The sequence below is a fragment of the Microbacterium sp. Root322 genome (genome assembly GCF_001425645.1).
In the GTDB taxonomy this organism is placed as follows: domain Bacteria; phylum Actinomycetota; class Actinomycetes; order Actinomycetales; family Microbacteriaceae; genus Microbacterium; species Microbacterium maritypicum.
The window spans coordinates 666,271-688,550 of sequence record NZ_LMCS01000002.1 but is presented as its reverse complement, the minus strand read 5'-3'; the positions used below and the strand labels follow the sequence as shown (position 1 = coordinate 688,550).

Below are 22,280 nucleotides of genomic sequence, written 5' to 3'. Positions count from 1 at the left end.
CATGTAGACCTTTGGCCAAAAACCTCTGGACGTGAGACAGATGTGCGCCACGCAGATCGCCGAGAAGATGAATACAGACATCGACAAACGACTACATAATGGAGGTGAATGTAATGACTTTCTGGCAGCAGGTTGGCAAGTTCTTCGGTCTTCACCGCTAGAGTACCTGGCGAAAAGGAGATAGTGAACCATGGCCTTCGACCAATCCACTCGAGGATCGGCGGATACGCTCCGCTTGACCCGCGGTGAGAAGCTCAGCGCGATCGAGCGCATCGTCGTCTTGGTCATCGTCACCATCACCGTCGCCACGGACCTCATAGGCTTCTTCACCACACCGGGTGTCAACCCGGTCGCACTGTTGGTGAGCGTTGCATCCACTGCAGCGTTCGTCCTCTACCTCTGGAAGCCACTCATCGCGACATGTGCCCTCGGGGTCGTGTTCGCATCGTCTTTCCTCACCGGATCAGAGCTCCAGGTCCTGACGGCCGCCGCAGTCGCGGCCGGCTTCGTCATGAGACTGGGGTGGACATCGCTGATCCTCTCTTACACCGGCGTTTTCCTGGTCGCGGCGGCCATCGTGGCCAACGGCGACGCCGATTCCGGCGTCAACGTCGCGCTGTATCTCATCTTCGCCACCGTGGCAGGAGCTGTCGGGTTCGCCCTTCGGCTCGCCTTCGCCCGGGGGAGTCGTCTCGAGCGTGAGCTCGAGGAGAGAGCCGAGCAGGAACGTCAGGCCGTACTCGCCGAGCGGCGATGGATCGCCGGTGAGCTGCACGACAGCATCGCGCACCACCTCACGGTGGTGGCGCTGCACGTGCAGATGCTCGAAGACCCCGAGACCAGCAACGACTCGCAAGAAGCGATCCGCGTCGCCGCGCGCAAGGCGATGACAGATCTCCGCTTCGTGATCGAACTCGCGGACGACGGTCCGCAGTCCTCCAGTGTGCAGACCGGCGACCTCGCGGCAGCGATCGACGAGGCGCAGGGAGAGTTCGAATCGGCCGGTCACTCCGTGGCCCGCGAGGGAGACCCTCGTGACGAGCGCATCCCGCGTGCGGTCGAGATCGTCCTCGCGCGCATCGTGCGCGAGTCAGCCACCAACATCCTCAAATACGCAGGCCCCGGCGAGGTGCAGATCGACCTCGCCGTGGACGACGAGGTCGCGCACCTCACGCTGCGCAGCCCCCTCCCGACGACCCCACGCCGCGAGCTCTCCTCCAGTCGCACCGGCCTCGGCCGGATGGCGGAGCGGGTGATGGGAGCGAGCGGCGAGTTCAGCGCCGGCGAAGTCGACGGATTCTGGGTCGTGTCGGCCCGACTTCCCGTCGTCTGATGCTCTAGAGTGTGTGAGCACCCTTTCCACGATCCGCGAGAGCCTAGACGAAAGTCTAGAGAAGTCTCGACGTTCGACCCTGTGGAACGCGTTGCGATCAGCCGTAGTCTGAAAGCTCCCCAGATAAAGCGTCCCCAGCGCTGCGATCGCGGGCGCGGTCTTTCTGGCTTCTGAAACACTTTGCGCGCTCGCGATCGCCTTCTGCGTTAACGGCCGATTCTCCGGCCTCCCGCCACGGGGTTCCGCATGCCCGGCTAGCCGCCCACCGCTCGCATGTAGTGGCCGTCCGTGGAGATCCCCGAGGCTGCGACCGTGAAGCGCACCACCTCGCTGAGGTACCGATCCTCCGAAGCCTCGAAGATCCGCCCCTCCGCGTCGCGCGATGTGCGGGTGAGGCGCAGGATGGGCGTACCCCGGGGCACCCGCAGCAGTGCGGCATCCTGATCGTCGGCGGCCACGGCATCGATCACGTGCTGCAGGGTGACGATCGGATGCCCGACCGATGACAGGTACTCCGTGATGGAGACCTCGTCGAGGTTCACCTCGAACAGCCGGCGTCCGGCGACCTCGGTGTAGTTGAGGCGCTCCAACATGGTGGGCCTGCCGTCGAGCAGGCGCAGCCGCACCACGCTCACGATCGTGTCGCTCGCGTCGACGCCCAGCGCCGCTCCCAGCTCGCCGGCACGGCGCAGGCTCAACTCCTGCGTCTGGGCGCCGGGGGTGACGCCCAGCTCGCGCGCCCACCGCGTGAACGGCACCGACACGTCGACGGCCTGGTTGGCTTTGCGGGCGACGACGCGAGCGGGTCTGCCGCGGCTCGTCTCGATCAGGCCCTCGCCGCGCAGCGCGGCCAGGGCGTTGCGGATCGGCCCGCGCGAGGTATGCCACCTCTCGGCGAGGTCGGCCTCGGTCGGGACGTCGTCGCCGGGACGCAGCGCGCCCGCAGCGATCTGCGCGCGAAGGTCATCGGCGATCTGGGTGTACACAGCTTCAGCCACATAGGTACATTACTTCGTCAGTTCGAGCGGCGCGACCGCGTTCCGGGAGTGTTCATCCAGAAGAATGCTCGGTAAACGAGCCCTGAACTCTTCCGAGTTAGGTACATATCTCGCCTCGGCACCTGAGAGAGTCTTCCGTGGATCACCCCTCACACCCTGAAAGGTCCTCATGAAGCTTCGCGCTCTCCCCGCCCTCGCCGGCGCCGCGCTCCTCGCCCTCGGCCTCGCCGCGTGCTCCGGCTCGGCAGATGCCGCCGGCACTCCCGGCGCCGACGAGTCGTCCTCCGCCAGCGGATTCGCTGTCGATGAGAACACGCTCGTCTTCGGCGTCGTGCCCGACTCGGTCGACACCGAGACGAACTACCAGCCGCTCATGGACTACATCGCCGAGATCACCGGCAAGACGGTCGAGTACCACGAGTCCACCGACTACGCCGCCCTGATCGAGGCCGCCGTCGCCGGCAAGGTCGACGTCGCGTCGTTCTCCGGCTTCACCTACGTGACCGCCACCAACAACGGCGCCAAGCTCACCCCCATCTCCTCGATCGTGACCGAAGAGGGCCAGGAGCCCGGTTACTACTCGCAGGCGATCGTGCCCGCGGGCAGCGACATCACGAGCATCGAGGACTTCAAGGGCAAGAAGGTCTGCTTCGTCGACCCGTCCTCGACCTCCGGCTACCTGTTCCCGTCGTACAACCTGCTCAAGGCCGGCATCGACCCCAAGACCGACATCACCCCGGTCTTCGCCGGCAAGCACGATGTCAGCGTCACCAAGGTCGGCGAGGGCGTCGAGTGCGAGGCGGGCTTCGCCGAGGACTCCGAAGTCGAGAAGTCGGACAAGGTCAAGGTCATCGACGAGACGATGGTCCCCGGTGCGCCGCTGGTCTACTCGTCGACGCTCCCCGATGACGTCTCGAAGAAGCTCATCGACGGTCTCTCCGAGATCACGATCGACGACATCATCGCCGCCGGGGTCGACGGCGCGGACACCGATGCCTTCCGCAGCGTCTTCTACGCCACGAAGCCGGTCGACGACGCGTACTACGACCTGATCCGCGACATCTGCAAGGAGACCGAAGCGGAGCAGTGCCAGGGCTGAGCCCGGCCTGACCCCTTCGCCTTACCCGGCGCCCTCCGTCTCGTCCGCCTCTCGTGCGGGCGAGACGGAGGGCACCACCGCACGACTCACGACACCACAGGAGCTACGACATGACCGCCTCGGCATCCGACGCCCTCATCCGCCTCGACGGCGTGACGAAGACCTTCGGGACGACCACTGCACTCAAGGGGGCCTCTCTGGAGGTGTCCCGCGGCGAGATCGTCGTGCTCCTCGGCCTCTCCGGCTCGGGGAAGTCGACCCTGCTGCGCCACCTCGACGGCCTGGAGATCCCCACCTCCGGCTCGGTGGAGGTGCTGGGCTCCCAGGTCCCGACGCTGAAGGGGCGGGCGCTGCGCGACCTCCGCAGCCGCGTGGGCTTCATCTTCCAGCAGTTCGAGCTCGTGCCCTCCCTGACCGTGCTCGAGAACGTGCTCACCGGTTCGCTATCGGGTGTGCGCGGGCCGCGCCTCGGCCTCTGGGGCTACTCGCGAGCAGCGAAGCTCACCGCACTCGAGCACCTCGACCGCGTCGGTCTGCTCGACCGCGCCTACCAGCGCAGCGACACCCTCTCGGGCGGGCAGCAGCAGCGCGTGGCCATCGCCCGCGCTCTCATGCAGAAGCCCGCGATCCTGCTCGCCGATGAGCCGGTCGCCTCGCTCGACCCCGAGTCGAGCGAGCAGGTCATGGCCCTGATCCGCGAGATCGCCGCCGATGAGGGGCTCACCGTGGTGTGCAGCCTGCATCAGGTCGACCTCGCCATCTCGTGGGCTGACCGCATCGTGGGGCTCCGCCACGGTGAAGTGGTGCTGGACACCCCGACCGGAGACCTCACCAAGGCCGAGGTCATGGAGATCTACGGTCGCGTGGCCACCACGACGGCCGAGATCCGCGCCGTGCAGGAGGAGCTGGTCGAGGCAGCGGCGCAGGTGGCCGCATCATGACGGCGCTCGACGCGTCGACCGACTCCGCGACCCGCGGTGGCGGATCGTCCCACCAGGGGAGCGGACCGACGGTCGCCGAACGCGCCCCCCGGCGCCCGATCTCGCCCGAGCGGATCGCCGCCTCCCTCACGCTCATAGCCCTCGTGGTGCTCGGCATCCTCGCCGTCCGCGACGTCGACATCTCGATCCCGGCGATGGTGCAGAGCTGGGGCAATGCCGAGAACTTCATGGCCCGCGTCGGCGGACTCAGCTTCCCGGCTCCCGGCGACCTCGCCTGGCTGATCGCGCTCACGGTGGGTCTCGTGCTCGTCGGCACACTGCTCGCAGCCGTGCTGTCGGTGCCGATCGCCTACCTCGCCGCCTCCAACACGACCCCGGGCAACGGATGGCGAGCCGCCGCGAGGTTCATCGGCGTGCTCACCCGGGCTCTGCCCGACGTGGTCCTCGCGATGGCGTTCGTGCTGATGTTCTCCCTCGGTACCCTTCCCGGCATCCTGGCCATCGGCATCCACTCCATCGGCATGATCTCGAAGATGTTCGCCGACGCGATCGAGCAGATCGACGAAGGGCCGCGCCTCGCGATCCGCGCCGCCGGCGGTTCGAAGATGCAGGAGTTCACCTCCGGCATCCTGCCGCAGGTGCTGCCCAGCTGGGTGGCCACCGTGCTGCACCGCAACGACATCAACCTGCGCGGCAGTGTCGTGCTCGGCTACGTCGGCGTCGCCGGGCTCGGCCTCGAGATGTCGTACGCGTTCAAGTCGCTGAACTACGGCAAGGGCCTCGGAATCGCCCTGGTGATCTTCATCCTGTGCGTCGCGATGGAGATCGTCTCCAGCATGGTCCGCGGGGCGATGCTCGGGGAGCAGGCGCACACCCGGTCGTGGATCGACAGGATCCTGCATCCGCGCCTCAGCAGCCGCTCCGCGTCCGCAGCCGTCGGCCGCCCCGCCTGGGCCGCGAGCCCGCAGACGGCGGTGCGCCGGCCCTGGACCGCACAGCGCGTGCGCCACACCATCGCCGGTGTCGTCGCCGTGCTCGTGGTGATCGGCAGCGTGGTCGTCAGCCAGATCAACTGGATGGACCTCATCACCTTCTGGGCCAAGCTGCCCGAGGTCGCCGGGAAGTTCTGGCCCCCGTCGTTCGGCAACTATGACGCCAGCGCCATGTTCCAGGCGATGCGTGAGACCGTCGCGATCGCTCTCGCCGCCACCGTGCTCACCCTGCTCCCCTCGCTCCTGCTCGGCTCGCTCGCGGCGCGCAACGTCGCCCCGAGCTCTGGCGCCCGAGGGACGGCGCGACTCCTGCTCGTCGGCATCCGCGGGATCCCGGAGCTGATCCTCGCGATCGTGCTCGTGGTCATCACCGGTCTCGGGGCCCAGGCGGGTGTCATCGCCCTCGCGATCGGCGGTATCGGACTGCTGGGCAAGCTCATCGCCGACTCGTTCGAAGAGGTCGATCGCGGACCGGAGCGGGCGCTGCGCGCGGTGGGGGCGACACGTCTGCAGACCTACACCTCGGCCACCGTGCCGCAGGGGATGCAGGCGCTCATCGGTCACAGCTTCTACATGCTCGACACGAACATCCGCGCGGCGACGATCCTCGGCATCGTCGGCGGCGGCGGGGTCGGCTACTACCTCCTCAACGCCAGCCAGGGCTCCCGCTACGAGACCGTGACGGCGATCGTGCTGATGATCCTCGCCACCGTGCTCGTGGTCGAAGGACTCGCGATGTGGATGCGGAAGGTGTTCCGATGAACCGCCCTCTCGACACGGCGGATGTGGTCGTCGTCGGCTCCGGCATCGTCGGACTCGGAGCGGCGTACGCGGCGGTCCGGCGCGGCCTGCGCGTGATCGTCGTCGACCGCACCGATGCTCCCGTCGGGGCGACGATCCGCAACTTCGGACACCTCTGCATCGGCGCGCAGGGCGGGCAGGCGCGGCACTACGCCGACGTGTCCCGCGAGCTGTGGCTGCGTCTCTCCCGGGACGCGGGCTTCTGGCTGCGCGAGTCGGGCACGCTGGTCGCCGCCCGCCACGATGACGAGCTCGCCGTGCTCGAAGCCGCATCCCGCGAGGGCGGGATCCGACTGCTGGAGGCGGACGAGCTGCGGCGCCTCGCTCCGCTGCGCGCCGAGGGCCTCGTCGGTGGAGCGCACATCGAGAGCGACCTGCAGACCGACCCCCGCACGGCCGCCGATGCGATCGTGCGCCACCTCGCGGGGCTCGGCGTCGACTTCCGGTTCCGCACCGCGGTGACCGCCGTGGGGGAGGGGCACGTGGACACGACGCGCGGTCCGATCACCTGCGGCAGCGTCGTCGTCGCCGTGAACCACGACATCGATCAGCTGCTCCCCGACGTCGCAGAGCGGCACGGGGTCGTGCGCTGCGCCCTCGACATGATGCGGGCGGCCGTGTCGTTCCGGCATCCGCTCGCGGCTCCCCTGCTCACCGGTTGGTCCCTCGTGCGGTACGGCCGCTTCGCCGACGGGCCGGAAGCCGGGGCCCTGCGCGAGCGCCTGCACGCCGAGCGCCCCGACCTCGCCGCGATCGACCTCAACCAGATGTACACGCAGCTTCCCGACGGGACGCTCATCATCGGCGACTCGCACTCCACCGCCACGGCCCCGGCGCCGTTCCAGCCCGAGGCTGCGTTCACCGCCTTCCTCGCGGAGGCCGAAGCGCTGTTCGACGCCCCGGCGCCGCGCGTGATCGAGCGCTGGCAGGGCGTGTACGCGAAGGGGCCGCAGGAATTCCTGATCGATCGTGGCGACGACGGCGTGCTGGTGCTCGCCGCGACCACCGGCATCGGGATGACCACGGGCCTGGGACTTGCCGAAGAGAACCTCGCCGCCGCCTTCGGGTGGGCGGCAGCAATGGAAGGAACATCATGACCACTCCTCTCGAACTCGTCGTGCTCGACATGGCGGGAACCACAGTGCTCGACGACGGCGTCGTCGAGCAGGCGTTCCAGCGCGCCGCCGAGCGCACGGGTGTCGCGGACCGGATGCCGTGGGACGAGGCGCTGGACTACGTGCGCGTGACCATGGGGCAGTCGAAGATCGACGTCTTCACGCACCTCTCCGGCGGCGATGCCGAGGCGGCAGCACGGGCGACGGCCGCCTTCGAGGGCGCCTATGCCGAGATCGTCTCCGAGCAGGGCGTCTCCGAGATCCCCGGCGCCGCCGACGCGATCCAGGGGTTGAAGGACTCCGGGCTGAAGGTCGTGCTCACCACGGGCTTCGCTCCGGTGACCCGGGATGCCCTGCTCGACGGACTCGGCTGGCGCGAGCTGATCGATCTCGCCCTGTCGCCGATCGATGCCGGTCGCGGGCGTCCCGCACCCGACCTCGTGCTGACGGCGCTGCTGCGCACGCAGACCTCGTCGGTGCACGCGGTCGCGGTCGCCGGCGACACCGTCAGCGACGTCGAGTCGGGACGTCGGGCCGGCGCCGGCTTCGTCGCGGGTGTGCTGACCGGCGCGCACGATCGCCCGGCTCTGAGCGCCGCGGGGGCGGATGCCGTGCTGAGCGACGTCACCGCTTTGCGCGGTGTGCTCGCCCAGCGCGACCTGCTCCCGCTCGTCGCGACCTCCTGAGAGGACTCGACATGGGAACGCTGCTGATCCGTCCTCCCGGCCATCGCCGGGACGTCGCGCTGCGCCCTGCCGCGACCGCGATGGTGTGGGTCGGCGAAGGCCATCCGCACGAGACGATCGCCGTGCCGGGCGTCGCGCTCGGTGACGGCGACGTGCTCGTGGCCGTCGAGATGTCGACGATCTGCGGCTCGGATGTGCACACCGTGCAGGGGCGCCGCTCGGCCCCGACTCCTCTGGTGCTCGGACACGAGAGCGTCGGACGGGTCATCGCGACCGGTGACGGCGGGGCGCACACGGTCGACGGCACTCCGCTGCGCATCGGCGACCGGGTGGTCTGGTCGGTGACGGTGTCGTGCGCGAGCTGCGACCGGTGCCTGCAGGGGATGCCGCAGAAGTGCCGCGACCTGGGGAAGTACGGGCACGACAAGGTCGGGGCGCACGGCGACCTCACCGGAGCCTTCGCGAGTCACGTGCAGCTGCGAGAGGGGACGGCCATCGTGCGGGTTCCCGAGGCGCTCCCCGCCTCCGTTCTCGCGCCCGCGTCCTGCGCCACGGCGACAGCCTGGGCTGCGGTGGCCAGGGCCGCGAAGGACCGCGATCTCGACGGAGCGCGTGTGCGGATCCACGGCGCGGGACTGGTCGGACTCTCCGCCGCGGCCATCGCCGCCGAGCAGGGTGCGACCGTGGAGGTGCTCGATCCCAACCCCGAGCGACGTGCCCTCGCCGCACGCTTCGGTGCGACCGCCCTCGACGGCGAGCCCGACGTCGTGATCGAAGCCTCGGGGCACGCGGTGGGCGAGGCTCTCTCGGGCGTCGCGGTCGGGGGAACCGTCGTGCTCGTCGGCAGTGTGTTCCCGGCCGATCCGGTGCCGTTCGACGCCGAGAGCATCGTGCGGCGCCTGGTCACCGTCGCCGGCATCCACAACTACACGGGGGCCGAACTCGCCGAAGCCGTGGCCTTCCTCGCCGGACGAGGGCGGGCCTACCCGTTCGCGGACGCGGTCGGCGCGGTGCGCGGACTCTTCGAGATCGACGCGGCGCTCGTGGAGGCGGCCTCCCCGGGGGCTCCTCTTCGGATCGGACTCGTTCCGGGGCAGTGACGCGCCCGGGACACAGGCCCTAGACGCCGTCGTCCTGCCCTCGTCGGGGGCCGAGTGGGCGCAGCCCTTCGGCGTGGAAGGCGAGCAGGCCGACGGCCGCATCGACGGTCGCGGCCAGGATCTCCTCGGGGTCGCCGACCAGGGCGAGCCTGCGGTGGCCCTGGTCCTCGGCGGTGGCCCAGCCCAGGAAGACGGTCCCTGCGGGATGCCCGCCCTGCGCGTCGGGGCCGCCGACGCCCGTGGTCGACACGGTGAGGTCGGCGTCGAACAGGCGACGTGCCCCCACGGCGAGCTGCTCGGCGCACGCCGCCGAGCACGGATCCGTCCCGGGCGTCAGCCCGAGAACGCGCTCCTTCACGGCGGTCATGTAGGCGACGATGCCGCCGGCGAACCACTCGGAGGCACCCTCGCCGGCGCCGATCGTGTGCGCGAGCATGCCCGAGGTGAGCGACTCCGCCACGGCGATGCGCAGCCCCCGGGCGGCGGCGAGTTCGCTCAACCGTGCGATGTGGCCGCGCGTATCGGGGCCGCTCATCGCCTCGGCGCCGGGGGCCTGCGCAGCATCGGGGGTGTCGTCGTGCAGGTTCACCGCGAGATGCTCTCCACGGTCTTGCCGGTCGTCGATGCGGACAGCGAGCGTGCGACGTCGGCCTGACTCACGATGCCGACCAGACGACGGTCGGTCATCACGGGCAGCCGTCGCACCTGGTTCTCCTGCATCCGGTCGAGGGCCACGCGGATGTCGTCATCCGCATCCACCGTGACCGGCTTGCCCTTAGCGAGCGCTGACGCCGGGGTGGTCTCCGGGTCCATGCCCAGGGCGATCGCACCCACCACGATGTCGCGGTCGGTGAGCATGCCCTTCAGCTTGCCGTCCTCGCCGCAGATCGGCAGGGCTCCGACATCCAGATCCGCCATGACCGAGGCGGCGATGCGCAAGGAATCGTTCACCCCGATGCAGCGCGGCCTCGGAGTCATGAGGTCGCGCGCGGTGGTCATCGCTCTTCGCCCTCGTCGTAGTCCGGACGCGGCGGCTGCAACGGCTGGTCGGAGTACTCCCCACCCGCACGGCCTCCGTACGGCCGTCCGTGATCGGCGAACTCCTCGCGTGCGAAGACCAGGGTCCACGGGCCCGCCGTGAAGTGCGCTCCGGTGCGCAGCGTCTCGGAGTTCTCGTCGGCGTGGGTCGCGTCAACGCCCAGGCTCGCGTTCGTCTCACCCTCGCCGTGCAGCGTCAGCACGTACTCGTCGCGGTCGTCGTGTGTGATCGTGGCATGCACGGGATCGGTGTCGGCCAGGCGCAGCTCGTTGTCCTCGGCGGAGCCGATCCGAACCACGTCGTCGCTCAGCGCGAACTCGGTGCGCTCGTCGTCCCTGGTGATGCGCAGTCGGGGGTTGCCCGCGCCCCAGGCGGCGTGCGTGGTGGTGGGCGTGTAGCCCTCGTCGGGACGGTCGTCGATGTGTCGGTCGTTCATGGCAGTGCCCTTCGAGTCGAGTGTCCCGAGGCTAGGCTCCGGGCGACGTCTCGCCGAGGGGGTTGACTTCGGGGCGTCGAGTGGGCATCGGGCGCGACCGCGGGGACAGGAGGTATCCGGCGGCGGAGTGCGCGAGAATGGAGCGAAGCCGTCGTCCCGGCCAGGCAGCGACCAAGGAGCACCACCAATGGGAAAGTTCGTCTACGAAGGCGGCGTGAAGACCGAGATCGAGGACCGCGCCCTCACCCACCTGCAGCTCGTGATCACCGCGAAGCTGCGGCGCGGGGAGCCCTTCCCCTTCAGCTGGCGCGAAGACGCGAGCGTGGGCGGCGGGCGCACCACCGTGTGGATCCAGCCCGGCAGCTCTCTCGTGTTCAAGTACTTCGGCAGCCGTCAGCCCTCCATCAACCGGGCCTGGATCGAGGCGCTCGCGTTCACCGCGAACGCGCCCAGCGGTCTCTACCTCGTTCCCGAGCCCGCCGAGGCGGGCGAGGAGCCCGGCGCCGGCGAGGTCCCGGTCACCCCTCCTCTCTGACCTTCGGGCTCGCCTCGAGACCCACCTGCATCGTCGAAACCCACTCGTGGACGCGCGTCCGCCGGTGGGTTTCGTCGTCGAGCATGGGTGTCGACGAGAGCTGGTCGGTCGGCCGGAGCTGTCAACCCCCTGACGGAGCACGAGACGATCGGAGAGGGTGGGACCCATGACCGACGACACCACCGACCCCCGCCACGCGCACCGCGAAGAGGGCTTTCCCGCACAGCACCAGGATCAGCCGGGCCTGACCGAACAGACCCGCCCGGAACCGGACCACGGCGAACGCACCTACGTCGGCCACGGTCGTCTGGAGGGACGCCGCGCCCTCATCACGGGCGGAGACTCGGGCATCGGACGAGCCGTCGCGATCGCCTTCGCACGGGAGGGCGCCGACGTCGCCATCGCGCACATGCCCGAAGAGCAGGACGACGCGGAGGACACGCTCGCCCTGGTGCGCGAGACGGGGCGCGCAGGAGTGGGCTTCGCGGGTGACCTGCGCGACGAGACGTTCGCAACCGACATCGTCGCCCGGACGCGGCGCGAACTCGGCGGACTGGACGTGCTCGTGCTGAACGCCGGCTACCAGCACGACATCGACGGCTTCGAGACCCTGGAGACGGAGCGGATGCGCCGGGTGTTCGACACGAACCTCGCCGGCATGCTGTTCTCGGCACGGGCGGCCTATCCCGACCTCCCGCCCGGAGCGAGCATCATCGTGACGGCATCCGTCCAGGCCTACAACCCCTCGCCGGGACTCATCGACTACGCCATGACGAAGGCCGCGCAGGTGGCGTTCGTGAAGGCCCTCGCGGAAGAGGCGGGCCCGCGGGGCATCCGCGTCAACGCCGTCGCACCAGGCCCGATCTGGACGCCGCTGATCCCGGCGACCGGATGGGATGCCGAACGGCTGGCGACCTTCGGTGCCGACACCCCGCTGGGGCGGGCGGGCCAGCCCGCGGAGCTCGCCGGTACCTACGTGTACCTGGCGTCGGCGGAATCGTCGTACACCTCCGGATCGGTCATCGCGGTCACCGGCGGCAAGTCCCTCTGATCCGCGCCGAGGCGGCGGCCCGGAGAGGGGCCGCCGCCTAAGCTTGTCTGGTGCAGAAGCCCGCCGCGTCCAGCCCCCTCGTGGGGGTCGCACTCGTCATCGGCTCCTGCCTCTCTCTTCCCTTCGGGGCCGCGGTCGCCGCTCAGCTGTTCCCGGTTCTGGGGCCCTGGGGTGTGACCTCGCTGCGCGTCGCGATCGCCGCGGTCCTGCTGGTCGTCATCGTGCGGCCGCGGCCGCGGAAGTGGACCCGCCCGCAGTGGTTGGCCGCCGTGCTCTTCGGCGTCTCCCTCGCCGCGATGAACGGCTTCTTCTACGCCGCGATCGATCGCATCCCCCTGGGTCCTGCCGTCGCGATCGAGTTCCTCGGGCCACTGGTGCTCGCCGCCGTGCTCACCCGGAAGCTCTCGGACTTCACCTGGGTCGGCGTGGCCCTGCTCGGCATGGTCGTGCTGGGCATCGACGGCCTGATCGGCGCCGAACCGCTCGACCCGCTCGGGGTGGTGTTCATCCTCATCGCGGCCGGCTTCTGGGCCATGTACATCCGGATGAGCGCCCGCGTCGGCGCGCTCATCCCCGGCAGCAGCGGCCTGGCCATGGGGCTCGTGGTCGCCGCGGTGCTGCTCATCCCGGTCGGCATCCCGGCCGCATCGACGGTGGCGATGGATCCGCAACTCCTGCTGCTCGCGGCGATCACCGCGGTGCTGTCGTCGGTGATCCCCTACAGCTTCGAGCTCGCGGCGCTGCGCCGTCTGCCGCAACGAGTGTTCGGCGTGCTGCTGAGCCTCGAGCCCGCCTTCGCCACCCTCGCCGGATGGCTCATCCTCGGGCAGGATGCGACCCCGCTGCGGCTGCTGGCCATCGCCCTCGTGATCGCCGCGAGCGTGGGGACCACGCTCGGTGTGCGGAGGAACCGCCGCGACGGAGGTCCCTCCGGTCCCTTCACCGCGCCGATACCGCTGCCCGACTGACACCCTGCGCCGGCAGCGGGAACCGCCGGCGCAGGATGATGCGCTGCACGAGCGTCCAGACCACCGTGACGGTGAGATACAGCGCGGCGGCGAGCGGCACGAACACGGCGAAGACCGCGGTCATGTAGTGCATCGCCGAGACGACGCGCAGCATGATGGGGGAGTTCAGCGGGGAGTCGTCGGCGTCGACCGGTGTCGGGCGGAACATGCGGCGGGTGACCTCCGCGGCCGCGATCATCACCGCCAGGAGCACCCCGAAGACGAGGAACGTGGCCGCAGTCGCCGTGCCGCCGAAGAGCGCCGCGATCAGACTCGTGCCCAGAGGTGCGCCGAACAGGTCGTGCGCGAGCAACTCGTTCGCGTGTCCCGCGATCTCCGGGCGCAGGAACAGCGTGTACAGGATGCCGACGACGGGGGCCTGCGCCAGCACCGGGAGCATCCCCGCGAACGGCGAGGTGTTCTCGGCGCGGTACAGCGCCATCGTCTCCTTCTGCAGACGCTCGGGGTTCTTCTTGTGGCGGCGCTGGAGCTCGCGCAGCTTCGGCGCGAGGCGCGCCCTGGTCTGCTCGGCCTTGGCCTGGGAGATGCCGACGGGGATGAGCAGCGCCCGCACCAGCAGGGTGACGAGCATGACGGCGAGGGCGGCGGCCGAGGCTCCGGCGAGAGGGGTGAGCAGGTCGGAGAGCCCGGTCAGGGCGCCGTAGGCGGCGTCGAGGAGGGCGGCGAGAGGGGGAAAGGCGAAGATGTCCATGCAAGAGTCCGTTCGTGGCGTCGGGAAGGGTCGGCGAAGGCCGCGTGATCCCGTCGTGTGAACGGACTACGCGGCGCTCGCGACTCCCGGCGCCCGAGGCCGTGGGTGGCCTGCGGCATCAGGATCGCTCTGCGTGAGGAGGGTGCCGATGTCGATCGCCCGCAGCGGATGCGGGGCGTCTGCGGTGGCTTCGGGGCGCACGCTCAGCACGATCGCGAGCGTGAGGGCCGTGACCGCGAGCACCGCGATCGCGAGGCCGAGAGCTGCCGCATCGGGCATCGAGACGAGCCCGAGCGCGGTCGCGACGAAGCTCAGCATCTGCCCGAACCACTCGCTCATGTGCGCTCTCCCTCCTGCAGCGAGGGTATCACCGGGGTCTGCAGGTCGGACCCGTCACGGTCGACCCCGGGGGTGCGGCGCGGGCGTAACGTCGAAGCATGAGTGACCTTCGCGCCCTGCTCGGGATCGAGCATCCGATCATCCTCGGCCCGTTCGGCGGGCTGTCCTCGACCGCGCTCACCGCGGCGGTGAGCAACGCCGGCGGACTGGGCTCATTCGGCCTGTACGGCTACGAGGGCGACCGCATCCGCGCGACCGGAGCCGAGCTGCGTGCGGCTACCGATCGGCCGTTCGCGGTGAACATCTGGCTTCCCACGGGCGACGAGGTCGAACCCAACCCGCAGCACACGGTGTTCGCCCAGGCGCTGCAACCCTTCTACGAGGCCGTGGGTCTCGACGTGCCGAGCAGACCGGAGCGCTACACCCCCGCCCTGGAGGAGCAGCTCGACGCGATCTGGGAGATCGAGCCCACGGTGCTGAGCGTGGTGTTCGGGGTGCCGTCCGCCGATGTGGTCCGAGAGGCGCACCATCGCGGTATCCGGATCGTCGGCACGGCGACCACCGTGGCCGAGGCGGTCGCGCTCGCCGCAGCGGGAGTGGATGCCGTGGTCGCGACCGGGGCGGAGGCCGGCGGGCATCGGGTGTCGTTCCTGCGCCCTGCCGAGGAGTCGCTCGTCGGGACCTTCGCCCTGGTCCCGCAGGTCGTCGATGCGGTGGACGTGCCCGTGATCGCGGCCGGAGGCATCGCCGATCGACGCGGTGTGGCCGCGGCGTTCGCTCTCGGGGCCGCGGGCGTGCAGGTCGGGACGGCCTTCCTCGCCGCCTCGGAGTCGGCGACCAACCAGGCGCACCGCGACGCGATCCGCTCGACCGCTGCCGACGAGACCGTGCTCACGCGGGCGATGAGCGGGCGTCTGGCCCGTGGTGCGCGCAACCGCGTCGTGCGCGCCATCGAAGCCAGCGGCACGATCGCGCCGTTCCCGATGCAGAACTGGCTCACGGGTCGCTTCCGGGCTGCCGCGGGGGAGCAGAACCTGGGCGCGCTGCAGTCGCTGTGGATGGGGCAGGGCGCGCCGCTCGTGCGCCACGAGACCGCCGCGGACGTGTTCGCCGAACTGGTCGCGGGGGTTCCGGTCGCTCCCTGACGCTCATCGACGAACAAGAGCGTGAAGGGACTGCCTGGAGGCGAAGGTGCACTGAGTGTTAACATAGCCAGGTTTCTGGCTAACATGGACATATGAGCAGTCACAATGTTCTCGACGCGCGCAACAGTCTCTCGAGGCTGATCGCGGACTCTCAGGCGGGCGAAGACGTCGTCATCACCAAGCGAGGGAAGCCGGTAGCGAAGCTCGTCCCGATCGGGCCGGTCGATCTCGTCCGCAGCGGGCGGCTCCTCGTCGAGTGGCTCGAGAGCGACCCGTTGCCCGGGCGGCTGGCCCGTTCGGCTGCCGAGCTCGACGCGCAGATCGCGGAAAGCCGAGACGCCTGGGAATGATCTACCTCGACTCCTGCATCCTGATCTACGCCATCGAAGACGACGGGCCTCGGGGTGTGGCCGTCCGAAACGCTCTCCGAGAGGTGGACGTCGCGGTGGCCTCGAGTCCTCTGGCGCTTCAGGAGTGCTTGGTCGGCCCACTGCGCGGGCGCAATCCCGAGCTGCGCGACCGCTACCTCGCGATGTTCGAACACCTCGAAGAAGTGACGCTGGACGCGACGGTCTTCGTCCGTTCCGCGGAACTCCGGGCGGATTTCGGGTTGAAGACGCCAGATGCCGTGCATCTCGCTGCGGCTCAGATCGCGGGCTGCACCGAACTGTGGACGAACGACAGACGCCTCGCAGCTGCTTCCCACGGGCTCGCAGTCGACGTGATCGGTGCCCGATCCTGACGCGGCCCCGATGAGGATTCTCTGTGTTCGCGAGGCGGTACGCTCGCTCCTCTAGAGGATGACCGTGGACTTGCCGTGCACGATCACGCGATCCTCGGCATGCCACTGCACGGCGCGCGCGAGCACCAGACGCTCGACGTCGGCGCCGCGGCTCTGTAGCTCGGCGGCCGATTCGGAGTGGGTCACGCGCGTGACGTCCTGCTCGATGATCGGCCCCTCGTCGAGGTCGGCCGTCGCGTAGTGCGCGGTCGCACCGATCAGCTTGACGCCGCGATCCTTGGCCCGCGCATACGGGTTCGCACCGATGAACGCGGGCAGGAACGAGTGGTGGATGTTGATCACCGGGGCCTCGAGCCGGGTGATGAAGTCGTCGGTGAGGATCTGCATGTAGCGCGCGAGCACGACGAGATCGACGTTGCCGCGCAGCAGCTCCAGCTGGCGCTCCTCCATGGCGGCCTTGTCGCCGGAGGGGATGTGCACGAACGGCACGCCGAACGACCGGACGGCCTCGGCCAGGTCGGGGTGGTTGGAGACGACCATCGTGATGTCGATGTCGAGCTGCCCGCGCTGAGTGCGCCACAGCAGCTCCATCAGGCAGTGGTCGTACTTCGAGACGAAGATCGCGACGCGCTTGCGCCGGGCCACGTCGTGCAGCGACCACTCCATGCCGAAGCGCTCGGCGACGCCGGCGATGTCGGCTTCGAGCGCGGGGCGCGCGGCCGAGAGCCCGTCGAGGTGGATGACGGTGCGCTGGAAGAAGCGCCCGCCCTCGGAGTCCGTCGAGTGCTGGTCGAGGGAGATGATGTTCGCCCCGTGCTGAGCGAGCACGCCGGCGACGGCGGCGACGATGCCGGGCTGATCGTCGCAGGCGATGAGCAGGCGGGCGGTATCGGGCTGAGACATGGGGACTCCTCGAGGGTGTGCATCGATTCTGCCGTGGATGCGCCGAGCGGGCGAATCGCGAGAGCACCGCGCGATGCCCTGCACCCGCGCGACGGCCGCCTCACCTACCCTGAGAGCATGGAAGCGAGCGACCTCGGCCTGGTGCTGGTGCCCCTGCTGGCTGTCGCCGCACCCCTGCTCGCCCGTGGCGTGCGGCCGGTGGTCCGGGTGCCGATCGTGGTGTTCGAGCTCGTTCTCGGCATCCTCATCGGTCCCGCGGTTCTCGGCTGGGTCGAGACGGGACCGCTGCTGGAGAAGCTCAGCGACTTCGGCCTGGCGCTGCTGTTCTTCGTCGCGGGCACCGAGATCGACTTCACGAAGGTCGCGGGCAGGCCGCTCGCCCGGGCATCGCTCGGGTGGCTGCTCAGCGTGCTGCTGGGCATCGGCCTGGGTTTCTTCTTCGCGCCGGGTGAGGGGATGGTGGTGATCGGGATCGCCCTCAGCTCGACGGCGCTGGGAACGCTGATGCCGATCCTGCGCGACGCCCGAGAGCTCGACTCGCCCTTCGGTCGTGCGATCAGCGCGATCGGTGCGGTCGGCGAGTTCCTGCCGCTCATCGCGATCTCGATCTTCCTGAGCACGCGGACCACTCCGATCGCCACCGCTGTGCTCCTGACCTTCGTCGTGCTCGCCGGTCTCGCCGTGCTGTTGGCCACGCGCGTGTCGCACGGACGGCTGCACCGCATCGTCCGCGCCACCCTGCACACCTCGGATCAGTTCGGCGTGCGCTTCGTGATCCTCCTCATCGCCGCCCTCGTGGGGCTCAGCGTCATGCTCGACCTCGACATGCTGCTGGGAGCGTTCGTGGCCGGCGCGATCTGGCGCATCATCATGGCGCGCGCGCCGAAGAAGGATGCGGAAGAAGTCGAGAGCAAGATCGAGGCGATCGCCTTCGGATTCCTCGTGCCGATCTTCTTCCTCTACACGGGTGTCACGTTCGACCTGCAGGCGCTGCTCACATCGCCGTCGGCGCTGGCTCTGGTGCCGATCTTCCTGATCGCTCTGCTCGTGATCCGCGGATCGGCGGCGCAGCTGTCGGCCCCGCCCGGAGCGAGTGCTCGCGATCGCGCGGCCCTGGGGCTCCTCGCCGCGACCGGTCTGCCGATCATCGTCGCCGTGACGGCGATCGGTGTCGACCAGGACATGATCGACACCGGCACGGCCGCGGCGCTGGTCGGCGCCGGCATGCTGTCGGTGCTGCTGTATCCGCTCATCGGCATGACTCTCCGCGGCGACCGCGCGGAGGTCGTCGGGCCGGAGCGGGCCGCCGAGTCCACGCAGGGAGAACTGTGACCACCGCATCCGCACTCTTGACCCAGGCCGTGAAGGATCTGCAGGACGCCCCGAAGGAGGGACTCGGCGAGCAGCGCGATTCCCGCTGGCGCGGGCGTCGCATCGTGCGGGTCGGAGACGCCTGGCACCTGGGCGTGCTGCTGCTGACAGAGACGCACGCGCTGGCGACGGCGGAGGTGCTGCGCGCGGCCGACCCCGGGCGCCGCGGCTACACCGCGGAGTCGGCCAGGGAGCGTGCCGAGCGCCGAGCCGAGGCACTGCGCGGTGGCTTCGGCGAGGGTGAGGTCGTGCACGTGGGGTGGAGCGTCATCGACGTCGACGGGGTGGATGCCGGAGGCTCCTCCGGGCCGCTCGCCCTGATCGACGGGGTGCCGTCCGTGCGCTGGAGCACCGCGGGCGGTTTCATGCCGTTGGAGGCATATCTGCGCGAGCGTGTGGCGCTGCTGCGGGACGCGGCCGCGAGCTGACGCGGGTTCCCCGACTCAGGCGAAGGTCTCGGCGAAGCGGCGCAGGAGCGCTGCGCCCTCGGTCACCGATGCCGCGAGCACCTGCTGCTGCACCTCGTCGAACTCGTCGGGGTCGAAGTAGCCGGTGGTGCGGTAGAACGTCATGCGGTCGGCGAAGTCGCGCGGAGTGGGCTCGGGGTGGAACTGCGCCGCGTACAGGTGCGTGCCCACGCGGTAGGCCTGCACCGGACAGGTCTCGTTCGTCGCCAGCAGCACGGCACCGGGAGGGGTGCTCGCTGCACTCTCCTTGTGCGCCGTGAAGACCGTGAGAGCCGAGCCGCTGGGGCCGAACACGGGGTCGGCTGCACCGGCTGCGGTCGTGTCGATCACGGTGGCGCTCGCGGGTTCAGGGGTGTCGGTGACGACCTCGCCCCCGAGCATGCGGGTCACCACGCCGATGCTGAAGCAGGTGAAGAACACCGCGATCTCGGCCGCCATCGCCGCGTCCGCCAGCGTGCGGAGGTCGGCTTCGACCCGCAGCTGCTCCGCGGACTTCACCGTGTCGGAGACGTTGAACGGCGAGCCCCCGACCACGACGCCGCGGTACCCCCGGAGACGCTCGATGTGCAGCGGCGTCTGCAGCAGATCGAGCCGATCGACCACGTCGACACCGAGGGCCCGGCGGAAAGAGGCATGCTCGGCATCCGCCGCCCCGATCTCGGGCCGCACGCAGACGTAGAGAAGCGAGGCCATCAGGAGATTCTAACGATCGCGCGAGGCCGGGCCGACGCGGTCACCGCGAGGAGTTGGTCGTGCGACCGCGGACGATGCCGACGAAGGTCTCGACGTCGGGCGTGGTGCGCTCGCGCGGCCAGACCAGGGCGACCGTCGATGTCGGTCCGTCCGCGAGGACGCGGTGATCGGCATCCTTGCGGTGGTGCAGGCGGGCGAGGGACATCGGGACGACCACGATGCCGACTCCGGATGCCGCCGTCGCGACTGCCTCGCCGGTCGGGAGTGCGGCGAAGGTCGCCGGGAGAGTCCCGGGGAGATCGAGCGGGCCGAGCACGTCGTCGGTCAGCCCGATCACGACTTCGCCCTCGAGGTCGGAACCCGTGAGCTCAGCGGCCGCCATCAGGTGCGAATCGACCGCGGCGACGACGACGGGGAGCTCGTCGTACAGCGGGATGATGTGCAGAGAATCGTCGGTGAGCGGCAGACGCACCAGCGCCGCGTCGACCCCGTCGAGCGCGGCCCGCTGTGTAGCGGCCTCGATCGGAACGAGCTCGAGCGGCACTCGTGGCATCCGCTGCTTCCACGCATCGATCCACTTGCCGGGTGTCGCCCCTGGCACCGCGCCCAGCCGGAAGGTGCGCGGTGCCTCGGGTTCGGGCTGAGGAGCGTCGAAGACGACCTTGGCGGTCGGCTTCTTCGGCTTCTGTGGGGGGAATCGCTCGGCGGGGGCGGCCTTGTTCCGGCGCACCGGCGTGCCCCTGCTTGCGCCCTTCGCGGGCCGTCTTCCCTGATTCGCCATGGGGTCAAGGTTACTCGGCGAGCGGTTCCGGCACCTCGTGCAGCGGCGCCGGTGCCGTGGCAGCGAGCGTGCGCTGGGCGCGGCGGATCAGCCCGACGGCTCCGCCGACGAGCAGCAGCACACCGATCGTCAACACGACGATCATGTTGACGGTGGTCGGGGTCAGGGCCAACAGCCCGTCTGCGAGGGTCTCGCGTCGGTCGTCGTCGGCGAGCATCCAGAGGGCGCTCGCCGCGACGGAGGAGAACAGGAGGCCCCAGATGATGGCGGCCCAGCGGGTGCGGGGCGGGGTGGCCGGTTCGATGATCGTGGGCGTGCTCATCACTGGTCTTCCTTCACGGGCTCGTAGATGGTGACGTTGATGGCACCACTGGTCTGATCGATGGTGACGGGCTGGACGGTGGTCGCAGACACACGGTCCGAGGAGATGTCCTGGACGATGACGGACTCGCCGCCGCGGTCCTCGAAGGACCAGACGCCGCTGTCGATGATGGTCGCGGTCTCACCCTCCACCCGCGTCCAGTGCGCCGTCCCGGTGTCGAGCGTCGCGCGAAGCTCGAGCTCCACTCCCGCATCGACGTAGATCTCGGTCGTGCCCGAACCCTTCTCGATCACGATCGGCCGGGGCGCGCCGTCATGCTGGTTCAGCGAGAGATAGAGGTCTCCGAACGGCTGACGGATGTGCTCCGCCCGGTTGTTGGAGATCGACGCCCAGCCGAGCGTGAAGCCCTGAAGGGTCGAGAATGCGCCGGCCACGAGACCTCCCACCAGCGTGAGCACGGTGACGAAGGCCAGGAAGCCGCTGCGGCGACGGAACGCTCCGGCGACGACCATGCCGAGCGCGAGGATGAGTGCGGCGGCGAGAAGTCCCAGTGCTCCGCCGAGGGCCTCACCGCCGGTGACGAGACCGACGGCGGCACCCGTGATGATGGCGAGACCGATCATGGTCGCGGCGAAAGCGAAGCCCGCCCGCGGGTTCGATGCCCGGCGGATGCGGCGGCGGTCGGCTGCCTCCGCGGCGAACACCGCGGCCTCGGCCTGGCGCTCGCGGCGCAGCTGGTCACGGGCAGCCCGCTCGACATCCTGCTGCTGGCGCCGCCATGCCTGATCCTGCTCCTTCCAGGCGGCGTGCTGAGCGCGCCAGGCCTCGAGGGCCGCAGGGTCTTGAGAACCGGGCGGCAGCGGAACCGGCGGGGCGGGCGGGGTGAGGGCGAGCGAGGCATCCGGTGCCGCAGGCTCCGTCACGGTGTCGGCCGCGGCGTCTGCCTCGGTCGGGAGAGTGGCATCCGCCCCCTCGGCGGTACCCGAACCGGCGAGAGGGGCGGATGCGGCCGGGGCCGCCTGATCTGCGGAAGCCATCGGCAGATCCGGCGCGGAAGCGCCCGGGGTGCGGCTGGCAGCACGCACGATCAGCAAGAGCAGGCTGGCGACGAGCACGAGCCCGAGGATCCAGCTGATGAGGGAGAGAGCCGACCAGCCGTCGTATCCGAGTCCGAACAGGCGGCCCGCGAGTGGAGCCGTGGGGAACAGGCCGATGACGGCCATCGCCAGGATGCCCCACTGCACGGGCTGATAGTCGCGGCGCAGCAGATCGCGCACGTGCACCCGTCCGTCGACGTCCGGCAGCAGCGCCCAGGCGGCGGCGTAGAGGAAGATCACCGGCAGTCCGAACAGCGCGGCGACCACGAGCACGCCCCGCACGATCAGCGGGTCGATGCGCAGGCGCGCAGCGATGCCAGCGGCGACCCCGCCCAGCCAGCCCTCGGAGCGGGCGACGCCGAGACCGGCGACCCAGAGCAGGAAGCGATCGGCGCCCCGCGGGATATCGGTGCCCTCAGCGCCACCGGCCGGAGCGGCGGGGTCGGCAGGGGGCGGGGGCGCAGTCGGAATCGTCATGCTTCGATCCTGGCGGCCGCAGGGGGATGCCTGCCATGGGGGGAACCCCTGAGCGGCCCCTGATTCTGGGCAGGGGAGCACCCCGAGCGGGCGCGCGG

At 70.0% G+C, this 22,280-nt stretch carries 26 protein-coding genes; 15 read left to right on the top strand and 11 right to left on the bottom strand.

Annotated elements, in window-relative coordinates:
* Positions 1–235 precede the first annotated feature (235 nt).
* Positions 236–1,333 (top strand): sensor histidine kinase, encoded by a 1,098-nt coding sequence (locus ASC55_RS08195; RefSeq protein ID WP_235562458.1) that lies wholly within the window; start codon positions 236–238, stop codon positions 1,331–1,333.
* 254 nt (positions 1,334–1,587) lie between these two features.
* Here ASC55_RS08195 and ASC55_RS08190 read toward each other — a convergent pair whose 3' ends face one another.
* On the bottom strand, positions 1,588–2,331 hold the full coding sequence (locus ASC55_RS08190) for a GntR family transcriptional regulator (RefSeq protein ID WP_031205666.1): 744 nt from the start codon (positions 2,329–2,331) through the stop codon (positions 1,588–1,590).
* Positions 2,332–2,500: 169 nt separating this feature from the next.
* Here ASC55_RS08190 and ASC55_RS08185 point away from each other — a divergent pair, with 169 nt between their 5' ends.
* From ASC55_RS08185 to ASC55_RS08160, 6 genes are all read left to right on the top strand, one after another.
* Positions 2,501–3,430: a phosphate/phosphite/phosphonate ABC transporter substrate-binding protein gene (locus ASC55_RS08185; protein WP_055874302.1), complete on the top strand. Its 930-nt coding sequence runs from the start codon at positions 2,501–2,503 to the stop codon at positions 3,428–3,430.
* Between the two features lie 110 nt (positions 3,431–3,540).
* Positions 3,541–4,371 (top strand): phosphonate ABC transporter ATP-binding protein, encoded by an 831-nt coding sequence (phnC, locus tag ASC55_RS08180; protein WP_017829301.1) that lies wholly within the window; start codon positions 3,541–3,543, stop codon positions 4,369–4,371.
* Positions 4,368–6,125 (top strand): phosphonate ABC transporter, permease protein PhnE, encoded by a 1,758-nt coding sequence (gene phnE / locus ASC55_RS08175; RefSeq protein WP_055874301.1) that lies wholly within the window; start codon positions 4,368–4,370, stop codon positions 6,123–6,125. The genes phnC and phnE overlap by 4 nt, the downstream gene beginning before the upstream one ends.
* Positions 6,122–7,261 carry a TIGR03364 family FAD-dependent oxidoreductase gene (locus ASC55_RS08170; RefSeq protein ID WP_055874298.1) on the top strand — a complete coding sequence of 380 codons (1,140 nt, stop codon included), beginning with the start codon at positions 6,122–6,124 and terminating at the stop codon, positions 7,259–7,261. The genes phnE and ASC55_RS08170 overlap by 4 nt, the downstream gene beginning before the upstream one ends.
* Entirely contained in the window at positions 7,258–7,965 is a 708-nt protein-coding gene (locus ASC55_RS08165) for a phosphonatase-like hydrolase (RefSeq protein WP_055874295.1), read from the top strand. The genes ASC55_RS08170 and ASC55_RS08165 overlap by 4 nt, the downstream gene beginning before the upstream one ends.
* Before the next feature lie 11 nt (positions 7,966–7,976).
* Positions 7,977–9,065, top strand: a complete 1,089-nt coding sequence (locus ASC55_RS08160) for an alcohol dehydrogenase catalytic domain-containing protein (protein WP_055874292.1) — start codon at positions 7,977–7,979, stop codon at positions 9,063–9,065.
* A 19-nt stretch (positions 9,066–9,084) separates the two neighbouring features.
* Here the strand turns inward: ASC55_RS08160 and ASC55_RS08155 are convergent, their stop codons facing one another.
* From ASC55_RS08155 to ASC55_RS08145, 3 genes are read right to left on the bottom strand one after another with little or no spacing between them, the layout of a single operon-like run.
* Positions 9,085–9,654, bottom strand: a complete 570-nt coding sequence (locus tag ASC55_RS08155; protein WP_082524273.1) for a CinA family protein — start codon at positions 9,652–9,654, stop codon at positions 9,085–9,087.
* On the bottom strand, positions 9,651–10,064 hold the full coding sequence (locus tag ASC55_RS08150) for a CBS domain-containing protein (RefSeq protein ID WP_055865765.1): 414 nt from the start codon (positions 10,062–10,064) through the stop codon (positions 9,651–9,653). The genes ASC55_RS08155 and ASC55_RS08150 overlap by 4 nt, the downstream gene beginning before the upstream one ends.
* Positions 10,061–10,540, bottom strand: coding sequence for a hypothetical protein (locus ASC55_RS08145; protein ID WP_055874289.1), 480 nt, complete (start codon positions 10,538–10,540; stop codon positions 10,061–10,063). The genes ASC55_RS08150 and ASC55_RS08145 overlap by 4 nt, the downstream gene beginning before the upstream one ends.
* Before the next feature lie 187 nt (positions 10,541–10,727).
* Here ASC55_RS08145 and ASC55_RS08140 point away from each other — a divergent pair, with 187 nt between their 5' ends.
* The 3 genes from ASC55_RS08140 to ASC55_RS08130 all read left to right on the top strand — a co-directional run bounded on the left by ASC55_RS08140 (position 10,728) and on the right by ASC55_RS08130 (position 13,094).
* Positions 10,728–11,075 (top strand): DUF7882 family protein, encoded by a 348-nt coding sequence (locus ASC55_RS08140; RefSeq protein ID WP_017829293.1) that lies wholly within the window; start codon positions 10,728–10,730, stop codon positions 11,073–11,075.
* A gap of 166 nt (positions 11,076–11,241) precedes the next feature.
* On the top strand, positions 11,242–12,126 hold the full coding sequence (locus ASC55_RS08135; protein ID WP_055874287.1) for an SDR family oxidoreductase: 885 nt from the start codon (positions 11,242–11,244) through the stop codon (positions 12,124–12,126).
* A 50-nt stretch (positions 12,127–12,176) separates the two neighbouring features.
* Positions 12,177–13,094, top strand: coding sequence for an EamA family transporter (locus ASC55_RS08130; protein WP_055874284.1), 918 nt, complete (start codon positions 12,177–12,179; stop codon positions 13,092–13,094).
* Here the strand turns inward: ASC55_RS08130 and ASC55_RS08125 are convergent.
* Together ASC55_RS08125 and ASC55_RS08120 are read right to left on the bottom strand one after the other, a co-directional pair.
* On the bottom strand, positions 13,066–13,845 hold the full coding sequence (locus tag ASC55_RS08125; RefSeq protein ID WP_055874282.1) for a YidC/Oxa1 family membrane protein insertase: 780 nt from the start codon (positions 13,843–13,845) through the stop codon (positions 13,066–13,068). The two genes, ASC55_RS08130 and ASC55_RS08125, sit on opposite strands and share 29 nt — an antisense overlap.
* A 66-nt stretch (positions 13,846–13,911) precedes the next feature.
* Complete coding sequence (locus tag ASC55_RS08120) at positions 13,912–14,184, bottom strand: DUF6412 domain-containing protein (protein ID WP_055874279.1); 273 nt, start codon at positions 14,182–14,184, stop codon at positions 13,912–13,914.
* 98 nt (positions 14,185–14,282) lie between these two features.
* Between ASC55_RS08120 and ASC55_RS08115 the strand changes: the two genes are divergently transcribed.
* The 3 genes from ASC55_RS08115 to ASC55_RS08105 all read left to right on the top strand — a co-directional run bounded on the left by ASC55_RS08115 (position 14,283) and on the right by ASC55_RS08105 (position 16,071).
* A complete protein-coding gene (locus tag ASC55_RS08115; RefSeq protein WP_055874276.1) occupies positions 14,283–15,329 on the top strand; it encodes an NAD(P)H-dependent flavin oxidoreductase in 1,047 nt (348 codons plus the stop codon).
* Between the two features lie 92 nt (positions 15,330–15,421).
* Complete coding sequence (locus tag ASC55_RS08110) at positions 15,422–15,679, top strand: type II toxin-antitoxin system Phd/YefM family antitoxin (RefSeq protein WP_055874273.1); 258 nt, start codon at positions 15,422–15,424, stop codon at positions 15,677–15,679.
* On the top strand, positions 15,676–16,071 hold the full coding sequence (locus ASC55_RS08105; protein ID WP_055874270.1) for a type II toxin-antitoxin system VapC family toxin: 396 nt from the start codon (positions 15,676–15,678) through the stop codon (positions 16,069–16,071). The genes ASC55_RS08110 and ASC55_RS08105 overlap by 4 nt, the downstream gene beginning before the upstream one ends.
* Before the next feature lie 51 nt (positions 16,072–16,122).
* Here the strand turns inward: ASC55_RS08105 and purU are convergent, their stop codons facing one another.
* Positions 16,123–16,974, bottom strand: a complete 852-nt coding sequence (gene purU / locus ASC55_RS08100) for a formyltetrahydrofolate deformylase (RefSeq protein ID WP_017829285.1) — start codon at positions 16,972–16,974, stop codon at positions 16,123–16,125.
* Between the two features lie 117 nt (positions 16,975–17,091).
* On the opposite strand from purU, the gene ASC55_RS08095 reads away from it, so the two are divergent.
* Both ASC55_RS08095 and ASC55_RS08090 read left to right on the top strand, forming a co-directional pair.
* The gene (locus ASC55_RS08095; protein WP_055876029.1) at positions 17,092–18,306 is read left to right on the top strand and encodes a cation:proton antiporter; all 1,215 of its coding nucleotides are present in this window, start codon (positions 17,092–17,094) and stop codon (positions 18,304–18,306) included.
* Complete coding sequence (locus tag ASC55_RS08090; protein WP_055874266.1) at positions 18,303–18,773, top strand: hypothetical protein; 471 nt, start codon at positions 18,303–18,305, stop codon at positions 18,771–18,773. The genes ASC55_RS08095 and ASC55_RS08090 overlap by 4 nt, the downstream gene beginning before the upstream one ends.
* Positions 18,774–18,788: 15 nt before the next feature.
* Here ASC55_RS08090 and ASC55_RS08085 read toward each other — a convergent pair whose 3' ends face one another.
* The 4 genes from ASC55_RS08085 to ASC55_RS08070 form a co-directional block, all read right to left on the bottom strand.
* A complete protein-coding gene (locus ASC55_RS08085; protein ID WP_055874263.1) occupies positions 18,789–19,505 on the bottom strand; it encodes a glutamine amidotransferase-related protein in 717 nt (238 codons plus the stop codon).
* Between the two features lie 40 nt (positions 19,506–19,545).
* Complete coding sequence (locus ASC55_RS08080) at positions 19,546–20,235, bottom strand: substrate-binding domain-containing protein (protein ID WP_055874260.1); 690 nt, start codon at positions 20,233–20,235, stop codon at positions 19,546–19,548.
* A 61-nt stretch (positions 20,236–20,296) separates the two neighbouring features.
* A complete protein-coding gene (locus ASC55_RS08075) occupies positions 20,297–20,608 on the bottom strand; it encodes a hypothetical protein (protein ID WP_055874257.1) in 312 nt (103 codons plus the stop codon).
* Entirely contained in the window at positions 20,608–22,182 is a 1,575-nt protein-coding gene (locus ASC55_RS08070) for a PspC domain-containing protein (RefSeq protein WP_055874255.1), read from the bottom strand. The genes ASC55_RS08075 and ASC55_RS08070 overlap by 1 nt, the downstream gene beginning before the upstream one ends.
* Between the last annotated feature and the right edge of the window lie 98 nt (positions 22,183–22,280).

What these genes read in the sequence shown, in the direction of transcription:
- ASC55_RS08140 (WP_017829293.1), top strand. Translation starts at nt 10,728, where the DNA reads ATGGGAAAGTTCGTCTACGAAGGCGGCGTGAAGACCGAGATCGAGGAC.
- ASC55_RS08150 (WP_055865765.1), bottom strand. Translation starts at nt 10,064, where the DNA reads ATGACCACCGCGCGCGACCTCATGACTCCGAGGCCGCGCTGCATCGGG.
- ASC55_RS08085 (WP_055874263.1), bottom strand. Translation starts at nt 19,505, where the DNA reads ATGGCCTCGCTTCTCTACGTCTGCGTGCGGCCCGAGATCGGGGCGGCG.
- ASC55_RS08070 (WP_055874255.1), bottom strand. Translation starts at nt 22,182, where the DNA reads ATGACGATTCCGACTGCGCCCCCGCCCCCTGCCGACCCCGCCGCTCCG.
- phnC (WP_017829301.1), top strand. Translation starts at nt 3,541, where the DNA reads ATGACCGCCTCGGCATCCGACGCCCTCATCCGCCTCGACGGCGTGACG.
- ASC55_RS08170 (WP_055874298.1), top strand. Translation starts at nt 6,122, where the DNA reads ATGAACCGCCCTCTCGACACGGCGGATGTGGTCGTCGTCGGCTCCGGC.
- ASC55_RS08165 (WP_055874295.1), top strand. Translation starts at nt 7,258, where the DNA reads ATGACCACTCCTCTCGAACTCGTCGTGCTCGACATGGCGGGAACCACA.
- purU (WP_017829285.1), bottom strand. Translation starts at nt 16,974, where the DNA reads ATGTCTCAGCCCGATACCGCCCGCCTGCTCATCGCCTGCGACGATCAG.
- ASC55_RS08115 (WP_055874276.1), top strand. Translation starts at nt 14,283, where the DNA reads ATGAGTGACCTTCGCGCCCTGCTCGGGATCGAGCATCCGATCATCCTC.
- ASC55_RS08185 (WP_055874302.1), top strand. Translation starts at nt 2,501, where the DNA reads ATGAAGCTTCGCGCTCTCCCCGCCCTCGCCGGCGCCGCGCTCCTCGCC.
- ASC55_RS08125 (WP_055874282.1), bottom strand. Translation starts at nt 13,845, where the DNA reads ATGGACATCTTCGCCTTTCCCCCTCTCGCCGCCCTCCTCGACGCCGCC.
- ASC55_RS08105 (WP_055874270.1), top strand. Translation starts at nt 15,676, where the DNA reads ATGATCTACCTCGACTCCTGCATCCTGATCTACGCCATCGAAGACGAC.
- ASC55_RS08120 (WP_055874279.1), bottom strand. Translation starts at nt 14,184, where the DNA reads ATGAGCGAGTGGTTCGGGCAGATGCTGAGCTTCGTCGCGACCGCGCTC.
- ASC55_RS08160 (WP_055874292.1), top strand. Translation starts at nt 7,977, where the DNA reads ATGGGAACGCTGCTGATCCGTCCTCCCGGCCATCGCCGGGACGTCGCG.
- phnE (WP_055874301.1), top strand. Translation starts at nt 4,368, where the DNA reads ATGACGGCGCTCGACGCGTCGACCGACTCCGCGACCCGCGGTGGCGGA.
- ASC55_RS08135 (WP_055874287.1), top strand. Translation starts at nt 11,242, where the DNA reads ATGACCGACGACACCACCGACCCCCGCCACGCGCACCGCGAAGAGGGC.
- ASC55_RS08075 (WP_055874257.1), bottom strand. Translation starts at nt 20,608, where the DNA reads ATGAGCACGCCCACGATCATCGAACCGGCCACCCCGCCCCGCACCCGC.
- ASC55_RS08145 (WP_055874289.1), bottom strand. Translation starts at nt 10,540, where the DNA reads ATGAACGACCGACACATCGACGACCGTCCCGACGAGGGCTACACGCCC.
- ASC55_RS08095 (WP_055876029.1), top strand. Translation starts at nt 17,092, where the DNA reads ATGGAAGCGAGCGACCTCGGCCTGGTGCTGGTGCCCCTGCTGGCTGTC.
- ASC55_RS08110 (WP_055874273.1), top strand. Translation starts at nt 15,422, where the DNA reads ATGAGCAGTCACAATGTTCTCGACGCGCGCAACAGTCTCTCGAGGCTG.